At 61.8% G+C, this 13,547-nt stretch carries 11 protein-coding genes; all 11 read left to right on the top strand.

Going from position 1 to position 13,547, the window contains the following annotated elements:
• The first annotated feature begins 143 nt into the window (after positions 1 to 143).
• On the top strand, positions 144 to 1,310 hold the full coding sequence (locus tag QM685_RS00660) for an ABC transporter substrate-binding protein (protein WP_415111924.1): 1,167 nt from the start codon (positions 144 to 146) through the stop codon (positions 1,308 to 1,310).
• Between the two features lie 429 nt (positions 1,311 to 1,739).
• Positions 1,740 to 2,900, top strand: coding sequence for an ABC transporter substrate-binding protein (locus tag QM685_RS00655; RefSeq protein ID WP_415111923.1), 1,161 nt, complete (start codon positions 1,740 to 1,742; stop codon positions 2,898 to 2,900).
• 232 nt (positions 2,901 to 3,132) lie between these two features.
• A complete protein-coding gene (locus QM685_RS00650) occupies positions 3,133 to 4,188 on the top strand; it encodes a branched-chain amino acid ABC transporter permease (protein WP_415111922.1) in 1,056 nt (351 codons plus the stop codon).
• 4 nt (positions 4,189 to 4,192) lie between these two features.
• Positions 4,193 to 5,977, top strand: coding sequence for an ATP-binding cassette domain-containing protein (locus tag QM685_RS00645; RefSeq protein WP_415111921.1), 1,785 nt, complete (start codon positions 4,193 to 4,195; stop codon positions 5,975 to 5,977).
• Positions 5,977 to 6,753, top strand: coding sequence for an ABC transporter ATP-binding protein (locus QM685_RS00640; protein ID WP_415111920.1), 777 nt, complete (start codon positions 5,977 to 5,979; stop codon positions 6,751 to 6,753). The genes QM685_RS00645 and QM685_RS00640 overlap by 1 nt, the downstream gene beginning before the upstream one ends.
• Before the next feature lie 186 nt (positions 6,754 to 6,939).
• Positions 6,940 to 8,898 (top strand): tRNA uridine-5-carboxymethylaminomethyl(34) synthesis enzyme MnmG, encoded by a 1,959-nt coding sequence (gene mnmG, locus QM685_RS00635; protein ID WP_415111919.1) that lies wholly within the window; start codon positions 6,940 to 6,942, stop codon positions 8,896 to 8,898.
• Positions 8,895 to 9,578 carry a 16S rRNA (guanine(527)-N(7))-methyltransferase RsmG gene (gene rsmG / locus QM685_RS00630; RefSeq protein ID WP_415111918.1) on the top strand — a complete coding sequence of 228 codons (684 nt, stop codon included), beginning with the start codon at positions 8,895 to 8,897 and terminating at the stop codon, positions 9,576 to 9,578. The genes mnmG and rsmG overlap by 4 nt, the downstream gene beginning before the upstream one ends.
• A gap of 70 nt (positions 9,579 to 9,648) precedes the next feature.
• Entirely contained in the window at positions 9,649 to 10,440 is a 792-nt protein-coding gene (locus QM685_RS00625; RefSeq protein ID WP_415111917.1) for a ParA family protein, read from the top strand.
• A gap of 18 nt (positions 10,441 to 10,458) precedes the next feature.
• Positions 10,459 to 11,346: a ParB/RepB/Spo0J family partition protein gene (locus QM685_RS00620; protein ID WP_415111916.1), complete on the top strand. Its 888-nt coding sequence runs from the start codon at positions 10,459 to 10,461 to the stop codon at positions 11,344 to 11,346.
• A gap of 602 nt (positions 11,347 to 11,948) precedes the next feature.
• Entirely contained in the window at positions 11,949 to 12,494 is a 546-nt protein-coding gene (locus QM685_RS00615; RefSeq protein WP_415111915.1) for an ATP synthase subunit I, read from the top strand.
• 165 nt (positions 12,495 to 12,659) lie between these two features.
• Complete coding sequence (gene atpB / locus QM685_RS00610; RefSeq protein ID WP_415111914.1) at positions 12,660 to 13,511, top strand: F0F1 ATP synthase subunit A; 852 nt, start codon at positions 12,660 to 12,662, stop codon at positions 13,509 to 13,511.
• Positions 13,512 to 13,547 lie beyond the last annotated feature (36 nt).

Raw genomic sequence — 13,547 nt, 5'->3', positions numbered from 1 at the left:
CAGCATTTACACGTCACTACCCTGCAAAACGCTTGCGGCACGGCGCGAGCGTCCGCTAAACTCGCCATTCAGCGACCGCTGGGTCGGCATTTAAATCCACGGATTTAAATTCAATTGAATAACGGGGTTAATAGAGGAGCAGGATGAAGTCGGCATTGCGTTGGATCAGCGCGGCATTGGTCGCCACCGGGGTATCGACCGCATGGAGCAGCCATGCATTCGCGGACGTGAAAATCGGCGTCACCGTGTCGGCAACGGGGCCGGCCGCCTCGCTCGGTATTCCGGAAAAGAACACGATTGCGTTGCTGCCGAAGGAAGTAGCGGGCCAGAAAATCGACTACATCGTGCTCGACGACGCGACCGATTCCACCCAGGCGGTCAAGAACGCCCGCAAGCTCACCAGCGAAGATCACGTCGACGCACTGATCGGCTCGACCGTCGTGCCGAACTCGCTCGCGATGATCGACGTCGCCGCCGAAACGTCCACGCCGATGATCTCGATGGCCGCGGCCGCGGGCATCGTCGAGCCGATGGACGCGAAGCGCGCGTGGGTCTTCAAGACGCCGCAGAACGACATCCTGATGGCCACCGCAATCGCGCAGCACATGGCGAATCACGGGGTGAAAACCGTCGCGTTCATCGGCTTTTCCGACGCGTATGGCGAAAGCTGGTTCAAGGAGTTCAGCAAGGCCGCCGATCTCGCGAAGATCAAGGTCGTCGCAAACGAACGTTTCGCGCGCAACGATGCATCGGTCACGGGCCAGGTGCTGAAGATGATGTCGCAGAACCCGGACGCGGTGCTGATCGCGGGGGCGGGCACACCGGCCGCGCTGCCGCAGAAGACGCTCAGGGAGCGCGGCTACAAGGGCAAGTACTATCAGACGCACGGTGTCGCGAACAACGACTTCCTGCGCGTGTGCGGCAAGGATTGCGAAGGCACGTGGCTGCCGGCCGGCCCGCTACTGGTCGCGGATCAACTGCCCGATTCGAATCCTGTGAAGAAGACCTCGCTTGCGTACAAGCACGCGTATGAAGCGGCTTACGGCGCGGGTTCGGTGTCGACGTTCGGCGGTCACGCATGGGACGCGGGCCTGCTGCTGCAACATGCGATTCCGCTCGCGCTGAAGAAGGGCCAGCCCGGCACGCCGGCATTCCGCGAGGCGCTGCGCGCCGCGCTCGAAGGCACGAAAGACCTGCCCGCGTCGCACGGCATCTTCACCATGAGCGCGAACGACCACGCCGGTCTCGATCAGCGGGCGCGCGTGATGGTGCGGATCGTCGACGGCAAGTGGAAGCTCGCCGACAACTGAGAAGGCAAAGCGCCAGGAGACCTCATCGAAAAGACGCGTGCAGTTGACGCGTCTTTTTTATTACCCGTGTACCGAAAAAGTGTGGTTTCGCTGCTTCAGGACAAACCCGCATTTGGCGCACGCTAGCTTGACCGTCGATGATGCAGAACGCAAACTACTAACATATTAGTGGTTAATGGGTGATTGATCAAAACAAAGCCGCGGCAGAGAAACCACGGCACTTCGTGGGAACTGCGCGGTGAATCACGCTGATTCGCCGCCGCGACACGCGAGAGGAGCGGTACCCAACAGAACGGGGCAGGTATTCGGGCCGGGCAGGGAAAACCATGCTTGGCACGCACGTACCCAAACCCGATAACTGGATTCAAACACCCGGCCCATCAAGCCGGTTTACAGGTAGGCGCTTTTCAAGGCGTTTGGAGACTCGCAATGAAAAAGACTAGGCAATGGGTACGCACCGGCATCGCGATGGCGCTGATGTGCGGCGCGGGTGCGGCGTTCGCGCAGGTGAAGATCGGCGTGACGCTATCCACGACGGGGCCGGCCGCATCGCTGGGAATTCCCGAGAAGAACACGATCGCGTTGCTGCCGAAGGAGATCGGCGGCAAGACGGTGCAGTACATCGTGCTCGACGATGGGTCCGATACGAGCAAGGCCGTGCAGAACACGCACAAGCTGATCGACGAAGACCACGTCGACGCGATCATCGGCTCGACCGTCACGCCGAATGCGCTCGCAATGCTCGATCCCGCCGCCGAAGGCAAGACGCCGGTGATCTCGCTCGCGGCATCGGCCGCGATCATCTCGCCGATGGACGCGAAGCGCGCATGGGCGTTCAAACCGCCGCAGAACGACAGCCTGATGGCCGACGCAATCGCCGATTACATGGCGCGCCACGGCGTGAAGACGGTCGGCTTCATCGGCTTCTCGGATGCATACGGCGATAGCTGGAATACGACGTTTGCCGCCGCGGCGAAGGCGCACAACCTGAAGATCGTGTCGAACGAGCGCTTTAACCGCACTGACGCATCGGTGACGGGCCAGGTGCTCAAGACGATGGGCGCGAATCCCGATGCGGTGCTGATCGCGGGCTCGGGCACGCCGTCGGCGCTGCCGGCCAGGACGCTGAAGGAGCGTGGCTACAAGGGCAAGATCTATCAGACGCACGGCGTCGCGAATAACGACTTCCTGCGTGTGTGCGGCAAGGACTGCGACGGCGAGTTGCTGCCGGCTGGCCCGATTCTCGTCGTCGATCAGTTGCCCGATTCGAATCCGGTGAAGAAGTCGTCGGAAGCCTATAAGAACGCATACGAAAAGGCGTATGGCGCGGGTTCGGTCGCGACCTTCGGCGGTCATGCATGGGATGCCGGTCAGATGCTGCAGGCCGCGATTCCGGTCGCGCTGAAGACCGCGCAGCCGGGCACGCCGGCGTTCCGCGAAGCGTTGCGCAGCGCGCTCGAAAACATCAAGGAGCTGCCGGTGTCGCACGGCATCATGAACACCACGCCGACCGACCATAACGGCCTCGACCAGCGCGCGCGCGTGATCGTGCAGATCGTCGACGGCAAGTGGAAGCTGCAGAACGATTAAACACAACGAGCAATAACGAACGACAACAAGCGGTACGCGCCTCTCGCGCAATCATGCGGTGCATGACGCCGCATTGCCATTGTGTTCGATGACAATGGCATCGACCGCCGCGCCGGATCACGGCGCGGCGGTTGCCTTTTTCAGGCATTGCAGGTTGATGGACGGCCACGCAGCCGCGCTGTCACGACTGTTTCCCGGTTTTTTCGATTTCGACGCTTCAGGATGAGGAAGTATGGATCTATCAATTGCGGCGATCCTCGCGCAGGACGGCATCACCACCGGCGCGATCTACGCGCTGCTCGCGCTTGCGCTGGTGCTGGTGTTCTCCGTGACGCGGGTGATCTTCATCCCGCAGGGCGAGTTTGTTTCGTACGGCGCATTGACGCTCGCCGCACTGCAGACGCAGAAGTTTCCGGCCACCTGCTGGCTGCTGATGGCGATGGGCGCGGCGTGCTTCGTCGTCGAGACGGCGGCCGTGCTGCGGCATGCGGAGCGGCGCCGTCATGCGGCGCGCACGCTGCCTGTGCTGGCGGGGAAGTATCTGCTGTTCCCGATCGCTGTGTACGCGCTCACGCGCGGCATCTTCATGCAGCCGCTGCCGATGGTCGTGCAGATCGCGCTGACGCTGCTGATCGTGATTCCGATGGGGCCGTTCGTTTATCGGTTCGCCTATGAACCGATCGCGGAAGCGACCACGCTGCTGCTGCTGATCGTCGCGGTGGCCGTGCATTTCGCGATGGTCGGCCTCGGGCTCGTGATGTTCGGCGCGGAAGGCTCGCGCACCAATGCGTTTTCCGACGCGACGTTCAACGTGGGCAGCCTGTCCATTTCCGGCCAGAGCCTGTGGGTGATCGGCACCGCCGTCGTGCTGATCGGCGCGCTGTATCTGTACTTCGATCGCTCGATCTCAGGCAAGGCGTTGCGCGCGACGTCGGTGAACCGGCTCGGCGCGCGCCTCGTCGGTATCGGCACGACCCAGGCGGGGCGCCTTGCGTTCACGCTCGCGGCGGGACTCGGCGCGCTGTGCGGCATCCTCGTCGCGCCGCTCACCACGATCTACTACGACTCGGGCTTCCTGATCGGCCTGAAGGGCTTCGTCGGGGCGATCATCGGCGGTCTGGTCAGCTATCCGCTCGCGGCGGCCGGCTCGATTCTGGTCGGCCTGCTGGAGTCGTATTCGTCGTTCTGGGCCAGTGCTTATAAGGAAGTGATCGTGTTCACGCTGATCATCCCGGTGCTGCTGTGGCGCAGTCTTGCGAGCCCGCACGCCGAAGAGGAAGAGGAGTGACGCGATGAAACGGATCATGCAAAAGAAGTTCTTCTGGTTGTTTCTCGTGGTGCTGTTCGCGTTGCCGGTGCTGCCGCACCCGGTTCACGTGCCCGAGTACTGGGTCACGCTGCTCAACTACATCGGCCTGTATTCGATCGTCGCGATCGGCCTCGTGCTGTTGACCGGCATCGGCGGGATGACGAGCTTCGGCCAGGCGGCGTTCGTCGGCATCGGCGCTTATGCGACTGCATATCTGACGACGAACTACGGCGTGTCGCCGTGGCTCGCGCTGATCGTGGGCGTCATCGTGACCGCGCTGATCGCGCTGATGCTCGGCCTCGTGACGATGCGTCTGTCCGGCCACTTCCTGCCGCTTGGGACGATCGCGTGGGGACTCGCGTTGTTCTACCTGTTCGGCAATCTCGACATGCTCGGCAAGTACGACGGCATCAATGGCATTCCGGTGCTGAATGTTTTTGGGATCGATCTCGAGTCCGGGCGGCATATCTATTACCTGATCTGGATCGTCGTGCTCGGCGCGGTCGTCTCTGTTCAGAATCTGCTTAATAGCCGGCCGGGACGCGCGATTCGCGCGCTGCGCGGCGGCGGTCTGATGGCCGAGGCGATGGGCGTCAATACCGGCTGGATGCGCGTCGTGATCTTCGTCTATGCGGCGGTGCTCGCGTCGGTGTCGGGCTTCCTGTACGCGCATCTTCAGCGTGCGGTGAATCCGACGCCGTTCGGCCTGAACCACGGCATCGAGTTTCTGTTCATGGCAGTGGTGGGCGGCGTGTCGCATGTATGGGGCGCGGTGCTCGGCGCGGCAATCCTGACCGTGCTGCAGGACTATCTGCAGACGCTGCTGCCGAAGCTGCTCGGCGAGAACGGCAACTTCGAAGTGATCGTATTCGGCATCCTGATGGTGCTGCTGCTGCAATACGCGCGACAAGGCGTGTGGCCGTTCGTCGCGCGCTTTTTCCCGCGTGGGCCGCGTGCCCATCTGGCGGAACATGCGGAGCCTCTGCCGCAACGCAACAAGCCGCGGGCCGGAGAGGACCTGCTGACAGTGAACAAGGCACGCAAGCAGTTCGGCGGCCTGGTCGCGGTGAACGACGTGAGCTTCGAAGTGAAAGCGGGGCAGATCATCGGCCTGATCGGGCCGAACGGTGCCGGCAAGTCGACGACGTTCAATCTCGTGACCGGCGTGCTGCAGGCGACGAGCGGCGAGATCACGTTCCGCGGCGAGCGTATCGATGCGCTGAATTCACGTGAAATCGTCAAGCGCGGCATCGGCCGGACGTTCCAGCACGTCAAGCTGCTGCCGGGCATGACCGTGCTCGAGAACGTCGCGATCGGCGCGCATCTGCGTGGACATGCGGGCGTGTGGCGCAGCATCGCGCGGCTGAATGGCGCCGAAGAGGCGCGGCTGATGGCCGAGGCGGCGCGGCAGATTCGCCGTGTCGGCCTCGAGCAGCATATGTACGACGAAGCCGGCAGCCTCGCGCTGGGGCAGCAGCGGATTCTCGAAATTGCGCGCGCACTGTGCTGCGATCCGACTCTGCTATTGCTCGACGAGCCGGCGGCCGGTCTACGTTATCAGGAAAAGCTGCAACTGGCGGATCTGCTGCGTCGCCTGAAGGCGGAAGGGATGAGTATTCTGCTAGTCGAACACGACATGGATTTCGTGATGAATCTGACCGATCGGCTGGTGGTGATGGAATTCGGCACGCGGATCGCCGAAGGTCTGCCGCAGGATGTCCAGCAGAATCCGGCGGTGCTCGAAGCGTATCTGGGCGGGGTAGAGTAATGGAAAACGTGAACACGGCCGGCGTAGCGGCGAGTACGCCAGTTCTCGAGGTGAACCACCTGTCGGTCCGCTACGGCAAGGTCGAGGCGCTGCACGGCGCGGCAATCAAGGTGCGGCCAGGACAGATCGTGTCGGTGATCGGTCCGAACGGTGCCGGCAAGTCGACGCTGCTGAACGCGATCATGGGGGCGCTGCCGACTTCCGGTCATGCGAAGGGCGCGATCGACTATCAGGGTGAAGACGTCAGTGCGGTGCCGGTCGAAAAGCGGGTCGCACGTGGCATGTGTCTGGTGCCGGAAAAGCGCGAGCTGTTCGCATCGATGACGGTCGAAGACAATCTCCTGCTCGGGGCTTACCGGCGCAAACGGGCAGGGGAGCGCAATTTTCTCGACCAGCTCGAACCGGTATTCGAACTGTTTCCGCGACTCAAGGAGCGCCGCAAGCAGGCGGCCGGCACGCTGTCCGGTGGCGAGCGGCAGATGTTGGCGGTTGGCCGCGCGCTGATGGGCAAGCCCGATCTGCTGATGCTCGACGAACCGAGCCTTGGCCTCGCACCGCTGATCGTCAAGGAAATTTTCCACATCATCAGCGCACTGCGGCAGACGGGCGTGGCGACACTGCTGATCGAGCAGAATGCGCGCGCCGCGCTGCAGATTTCCGATTACGGCTATGTGCTTGAAACCGGGGAACTGGTGCTCGAAGGGCCGGCGGCGGATCTGGCGCAGAATCCGCGCGTGATCGAAACCTATCTCGGTTTGGCCAAGAAAGTGGCGTAAGGGGTGATATAGGCCAGCATTTTTTGCTGACTGCTGTCTCTTCAAGCGGTGTGTTTCACGTGAAACACACCGCTTTTTTATTGTTTGGCCATTCGGACGAAATTCGGGCCTAAACCGAACCCGCTATAATTCGCCCATACATTTTCCTTTGAAGGCTCACGCGACGATCTGGCGTGAGGTCCCGCGATGCTTTTTCCCACAGAATTTGACGTAATCGTCGTCGGCGGAGGTCATGCCGGCACCGAAGCCGCTTTGGCGTCGGCGCGCATGGGCAATAAGACGCTGCTTTTGACTCATAACATTGAAACCCTCGGGCAGATGAGCTGCAATCCGTCGATTGGCGGCATCGGCAAGGGCCATCTGGTCAAGGAGGTCGACGCGCTCGGCGGCGCCATGGCGGCCGCAACCGACGAAAGCGGCATCCAGTTCCGTATCCTGAATTCGTCGAAGGGCCCGGCGGTCCGCGCGACGCGCGCTCAGGCCGATCGTGTGCTCTATAAAGCGGCGATCCGGCATCGGCTTGAGAATCAGCCGAACTTGTGGCTGTTCCAGCAGGCCGTCGACGATCTGATGGTGGAGGGCGACCGCGTGGTCGGTGCCGTCACCCAGGTGGGAATCCGCTTCCGCTCGCGCGCGGTGGTGCTGACGGCCGGCACGTTCCTCGACGGCAAGATTCACGTGGGATTGAACAACTACACCGGTGGCCGCGCGGGTGATCCGGCTGCGGTTTCGCTATCTGCGCGCCTGAAAGAACTGAAGCTGCCGCAGGGCCGGCTCAAGACCGGGACGCCGCCGCGTATCGATGGCCGCACGATCGATTATTCGCAGCTCGAAGAGCAGCCGGGCGATCTGGATCCAGTGCCGGTGTTCTCGTTCCTCGGGCGTGCCGAGCAGCATCCGCGCCAGGTGCCGTGCTGGGTCACGCATACCAATCAGCGTACACATGACATCATTCGCGGCGGTCTCGACCGTTCGCCGATGTATACGGGCGTGATCGAAGGGGTGGGGCCGCGCTATTGCCCGTCGATCGAGGATAAGATTCACCGTTTTGCGTCGAAAGAATCGCATCAGATCTACCTCGAGCCGGAAGGGCTGACGACCAACGAGTTCTATCCGAATGGAATTTCGACCAGCCTGCCGTTCGACGTGCAACTGGAACTGGTGCGTTCGATGCGCGGTCTCGAGCACGCGCATATCCTGCGGCCGGGCTACGCGATCGAATACGATTATTTCGATCCGCGCGGGCTGAAGGCATCGCTGGAAACGAAGGTGATCAGCGGCTTGTTCTTCGCTGGGCAGATCAACGGCACGACCGGCTACGAAGAGGCGGCCGCGCAAGGCCTTCTGGCCGGCATCAACGCGGGGCTGTTCGTACAGGGCAACGCAGCATGGTGCCCGCGTCGCGACCAGGCTTATCTGGGCGTGCTGGTCGATGATCTGGTCACACGTGGCGTGTCCGAGCCGTACCGGATGTTCACGAGCCGTGCCGAATATCGCCTGAGCCTGCGCGAAGACAACGCCGACATGCGTCTGACCGAAATCGGCCGTGAACTGGGTGTGATCGACGACGCGCGCTGGGACGCATTCAGCCGCAAGCGCGACGCTGTTTCACGTGAAACAGAGCGCCTCCGCACGACGTGGGTCAATCCTAAGACGTTACCCGCCGACGAAGCGACGGCTTTGTTGGGCAAGCAGATCGACCACGAATACAGCCTCGCGGATCTTCTGCGCCGGCCGGGCGTCAGCTACGACGGGGTCTGCGGCTTGCGCGCGGGCGCCTGCGGCACGCCGGACGTGCTCGCGGAAGACCCAGTGCTGCTCGCACAGATCAAGGAACAGATCGAGATCGGTATCAAATATCAGGGCTATATCGACCGTCAGGCTGGCGAAATCGAGCGCAACGAGGCGCACGAGAACACGCGCCTGCCGGAAGGGCTGGACTACACGGAGGTCCGTGGGCTGTCGTTCGAGGCGCGTCAGAAGCTGATGCAGTTCCGGCCCGAGACGATCGGCCAGGCTTCGCGCATCTCCGGCATCACACCGGCCGCCATTTCGTTGCTGATGGTTCATCTGAAGCGCGGCCTCGGCCGCCGTCCGTCGAAATCCGCCGAACTCCACGCCGACAGCAAGCCGGTGGCTCAATGACGACAGGGCAAAGAGGAATCGATCAGCAGACGTTGGCGCCATTGCTGGCGGACGGCGTCCGGGAGCTTGGTCTCGAGCTGACCGACGCTCAGCAGCGCAAGCTGCTCGATTACGTTGCACTACTGGCAAAGTGGAACGCCGTCTATAACCTGACGGCGATCCGCGATCCGCGGCAGATGCTGATCCAGCACATCCTCGATTCGCTCTCGATCGTGCCGCATCTCGCGCCCCGCGGGCCGTCCTCGGTGCTCGACGTTGGGTCCGGCGGTGGCCTGCCGGGCATCGTACTGGCGATCGTGCTGCCTGAATGGACTGTCACGACGAACGACATCGTTCATAAAAAGACGGCCTTCCAGGCGCAGGCGAAAGCGGAGCTTGGTCTGACGAATCTGTCGGTCGTGACGGGCCGGGTCGAGACGCTACAGCCCGGCGCCGAAGTACCGGCAAAGTTCGACGTAATCGTTTCGCGCGCATTCGCAGAACTCGCGGATTTCGTTACACTGGCCCGTCATCTGGTTGCGGAGCAGGGTGCGATCTGGGCGATGAAGGGCGTGCGGCCGGACGGCGAAATCGGGCGCCTGCCGGCGGGTGCCTACGTGGAACAGATCATCCGGCTGAACGTACCGTTGCTCGACGCTGAACGGCACCTGATCAGGATACGGGTGGACGCCGAATACTGACGACCACCGCGCTTTAAAGCACCATCAACGTTTTTCACTTTATTCAAGCAGCAAAAGGGACACACCAACGATGGCAAAAATCTTCTGCGTTGCGAACCAGAAGGGCGGTGTCGGCAAGACGACCACCACAGTCAATCTGGCCGCGAGCCTGGCAGCGCAGGGACAGCGAGTCCTTCTCATCGATCTGGACCCGCAGGGCAACGCCACGATGGGCAGCGGTATCGACAAGGCCGAGTGCACGAATACCGTATACGAGGTGCTCGTCGATAACGTTCCGGTGACCGATGCGCGCGTGCGACCGGAAGCCGTCGGCTACGATGTGCTGCCCGCTAACCGCGAACTTGCGGGTGCCGAGGTGGAACTCGTCAGCATGCAGAATCGCGAGCGCCGGCTGAGGGCGGCGCTCTCTGTCGTTGAGGGCGAATACGATTTCGTGCTGATGGATTGTCCGCCGGCGTTGTCGCTGCTGACACTCAATGGCCTGTGCGCCGCGCACGGCATCGTGATTCCGATGCAGTGCGAATACTTCGCGCTCGAAGGCTTGTCCGACCTCGTCAATACGGTCAAGCAGGTGCACGCGAATCTGAACCGCGACCTCAAGATGATCGGCCTGCTGCGCGTGATGTTCGATCCGCGCATCACGTTGCAACAGCAAGTTTCGGATCAGTTAAAAGAGCATTTCGGCGACAAGGTGTTCGACGCGGTAATCCCGCGCAACGTGCGCCTTGCCGAGGCGCCCAGTTACGGGTTGCCCGGCGTGGTGTTCGACAGGGCGTCGCGTGGCGCGCAGGCGTACGTGCAGTTCGGCGCCGAAATGATTGAGCGGGTGCGTGCGCTGAACGACGCGCCCCAGGCATCCTAAGCGGATCGAGGAAGCACGATGAACGCAGTAGCAAGAAAGAAAGGATTGGGCCGCGGTCTGGAGGCATTGCTCGGCGGCACCGCGGATATCACCGAGGCGGTGGTGATCGACGGCGCGCCGAACGTACTGCCGCTCGGCAAGATGCAGGCGGGCAAATACCAGCCGCGTACTCGGATGGACGAAGGCGCGCTGCAGGAGCTCGCGGCGAGCATCCGCGCTCAGGGGCTGATGCAGCCGATTCTCGTGCGCCCCATCGCGGCGGACCGGTACGAGATCATCGCGGGCGAGCGGCGTTTCCGGGCGGCACGGATTGCGGGGCTCGAGGAGGTGCCGGTACTCGTGAAGGACGTGCCGGACCAGGCTGCCGCGGCGATGGCGCTGATCGAGAACATCCAGCGCGAAGACCTGAATCCGCTCGAAGAGGCACAGGGCATCCAGCGCTTGCTCGATGAATTTCACTTCACGCACGAGCAGGCGGCGGAATCGGTTGGTCGCTCGCGCAGCGCGGTGTCGAACCTGTTGCGTTTGCTCAATCTCGCCGCACCGGTGCAAACGATGTTGCTCGCTGGCGACCTGGATATGGGGCACGCCCGCGCGTTGCTCGCCGTCGATGCCGCGACGCAGATCACGTTGGCCAACCAGGTCGTCAACAAGCGTCTGTCCGTGCGCGAGACGGAAAAGCTCGTGGCGATGACCACGAAGACGACGCCCGCCGTCAAGGCACGCGCGAATCCAGACGGCGGCCGCGATACGCGCCGGCTTGAAGAAGAGCTATCGGACCTGTTGTCGGCTGCTGTGAAAATCAAGCTCGGCCGACGCGGTCGCGGCCAGGTGCTGGTGGACTTCGGCGATCTCGATGCACTGGAAGGCATTCTTGCTCGCCTGCGCGGCAATGCCAACGTCTGACCTTGGCGATCTGCGATCGATGGGGAAGGGGGGTGAATAGCTTGTAGACAGCGCCTAGGCGCTTCGCAAGCTATTCACTCCGGGCATTTATTTCTTTTGCATTGCTCCCCGCACCAATCCCCATCAATCTCATTAACCTCGCAGCAATTAGTTCTCAAATAATCAGGGATCCCTGGCTTATACGCGCCGTTGTCCCACGGTAATTATTCTTACGATCTGCTATTACCGGCACTCATTTCAGGTTCGCCTTCCGTATCGGTCTGGCCCGTTTCAGACCATCTCATTCGCTCGTCCGAAATCCGCATTTGTTGCATTTTCGAGACGTCTGCCACAGCACCGAAACAGCCCGCGGGCAAGCTTCAGTCCGTGCGATTCGAAGCACAGGATTTGCCGTCCCGCGTCCACCTTACATTTGGCGTGTTTCGCTTTGCCAGCAAGCGTTTTGCCGCATTGTGAAGGTGCTTTTCACGCAGGTGATAGGACGGGCTAAAGTCTTGAATTGCCTGCAACTATCGCTTACAATCGCCCGGATTTAATTGCTCGGGAACCCCGTAAGTACTGCGTAAGCTCGCGGGCTGGAACAAGACATTCGGAACATTGCAATGGCGGTCAAAACGTCGAATCCGTCGCCGGACAATGGGCATGACGGACACCGCACAGAACGCCCCGCTTCCGATACGTCCGCCAGTCGGCAGTTTGACCCAGGCGAAGCGTGGGATGACGGGCAGGAAGATAACAACATCGTTCCGCTCACGCGGGCCGAGGCAGAAAAGCTGTTTGGTCCTGACGTGGGTCGTCCATCGCGCGTGACGCCTTTCAGGGTCGTCGCGGCGCAAATGGTTTTGTCCCTGGTTGCTACGCTGGTGTGGTGGCTGTTCTACAAGCCGCCGGGCGCTGCTGCGCTGTCCGCGTTCCTGGGGGGAGCGATTTGCTGGGTGCCGGGCGCGTTGTTCGCGACGCGCCTGAAAAAACTGAGCGGCGCTGAGACAGTGATGAGCTGGATGATCGGCGAAGCGCTCAAGATGGGGACAACGATCGCGATGTTTGTAGCGATCGCCTTCTGGTACCACGACGTACGCTGGATTCCGCTACTCGTGACCTACCTCGTCGCGCTGAAGACTTACTGGATTGCCTTGGCGTGGCGCTAAGGTAGCAGCACAAAAATAGCGGCAAAAAGAATTTCAGGCCGGTGCGTGGCACCGGCAGCAGGTGTGCGGATATGACAGGCCCCGCACCCGGCGCGTTCCCGCAATAGAGCATTTCGGCGGGAGCGGCCTCAGACGATTTTCGACAATTTGGGTGGCTTTAACGATATGGCAGCTAGCGAAGGCACGCGCGCAATGGATCCGTCCGAGTACATTGCGCACCACTTGCAGAACTTTTCCACCGCGCATCAGACGTCGATTTTTGACATCCACGTGTGGAATCTGGACACCCTTTTCTGGTCGATCGTGTGCGGCCTCGTCACGATCTTCGTGCTGCACATGGCAGCACGCAAGGCAACGTCCGGCGTGCCGGGCCGTTTCCAATGCGCAATCGAAATGCTGGTCGAAATGGTCGAGGATCAATCGAAGGCGATGATCCACGGCTCGCGCACCTTCATCGCACCGCTCGCGTTGACCGTATTCGTCTGGGTCGCGCTGATGAACTCCCTCGACTTCATTCCCGTCGACCTGCCGGGCCGCGTGATCGGCTGGCTGGGTCTGTCCGAAGTCATCCCGCACCACCGTATCGTGCCGACGGCCGACCTGAACGGCACCATCGGCATCGCACTCGGCGTATTCGTGCTGATGATTTACTACAACTTCAAGATCAAGGGCGCCGGCGGCTTCGTGCATGAACTGCTGTCCGCTCCGTTCGGCGCGCATCCGCTCCTGTGGATCCCGAACCTTGCACTGAACATCATCGAGTTCGTCGCGAAGACGGTTTCGCTCGGCATGCGGCTGTTCGGCAACATGTACGCGGGCGAACTGTTGTTCCTGCTGATTGCCCTGCTCGGCAGCATCTGGAGCTTCGGCGCGGACACGACGGTGCTTGGCTTCATCGGCCACGTGATCGCCGGCAGCGTGTGGGCAATCTTCCACATCCTGATCGTTCTGCTGCAGGCGTTCATTTTCATGATGCTGACGCTGGTGTACATCGGCCAGGCACACGACACGCACTAACCCGCGCGGTCGGTAAAAGAATCGTAGTTTTTCAAA

The organism is Paraburkholderia sp. (genome assembly GCF_047605525.1).
In the GTDB taxonomy this organism is placed as follows: domain Bacteria; phylum Pseudomonadota; class Gammaproteobacteria; order Burkholderiales; family Burkholderiaceae; genus Paraburkholderia.
Note: the sequence above shows the minus strand (reverse complement) of the source record. Positions and strands in the feature narration are given on the sequence as shown.

What these genes read in the sequence shown, in the direction of transcription:
- QM685_RS00660 (WP_415111924.1), top strand. Translation starts at nt 144, where the DNA reads ATGAAGTCGGCATTGCGTTGGATCAGCGCGGCATTGGTCGCCACCGGG.
- QM685_RS00655 (WP_415111923.1), top strand. Translation starts at nt 1,740, where the DNA reads ATGAAAAAGACTAGGCAATGGGTACGCACCGGCATCGCGATGGCGCTG.
- QM685_RS00650 (WP_415111922.1), top strand. Translation starts at nt 3,133, where the DNA reads ATGGATCTATCAATTGCGGCGATCCTCGCGCAGGACGGCATCACCACC.
- QM685_RS00645 (WP_415111921.1), top strand. Translation starts at nt 4,193, where the DNA reads ATGAAACGGATCATGCAAAAGAAGTTCTTCTGGTTGTTTCTCGTGGTG.
- QM685_RS00640 (WP_415111920.1), top strand. Translation starts at nt 5,977, where the DNA reads ATGGAAAACGTGAACACGGCCGGCGTAGCGGCGAGTACGCCAGTTCTC.
- mnmG (WP_415111919.1), top strand. Translation starts at nt 6,940, where the DNA reads ATGCTTTTTCCCACAGAATTTGACGTAATCGTCGTCGGCGGAGGTCAT.
- rsmG (WP_415111918.1), top strand. Translation starts at nt 8,895, where the DNA reads ATGACGACAGGGCAAAGAGGAATCGATCAGCAGACGTTGGCGCCATTG.
- QM685_RS00625 (WP_415111917.1), top strand. Translation starts at nt 9,649, where the DNA reads ATGGCAAAAATCTTCTGCGTTGCGAACCAGAAGGGCGGTGTCGGCAAG.
- QM685_RS00620 (WP_415111916.1), top strand. Translation starts at nt 10,459, where the DNA reads ATGAACGCAGTAGCAAGAAAGAAAGGATTGGGCCGCGGTCTGGAGGCA.
- QM685_RS00615 (WP_415111915.1), top strand. Translation starts at nt 11,949, where the DNA reads ATGGCGGTCAAAACGTCGAATCCGTCGCCGGACAATGGGCATGACGGA.
- atpB (WP_415111914.1), top strand. Translation starts at nt 12,660, where the DNA reads ATGGCAGCTAGCGAAGGCACGCGCGCAATGGATCCGTCCGAGTACATT.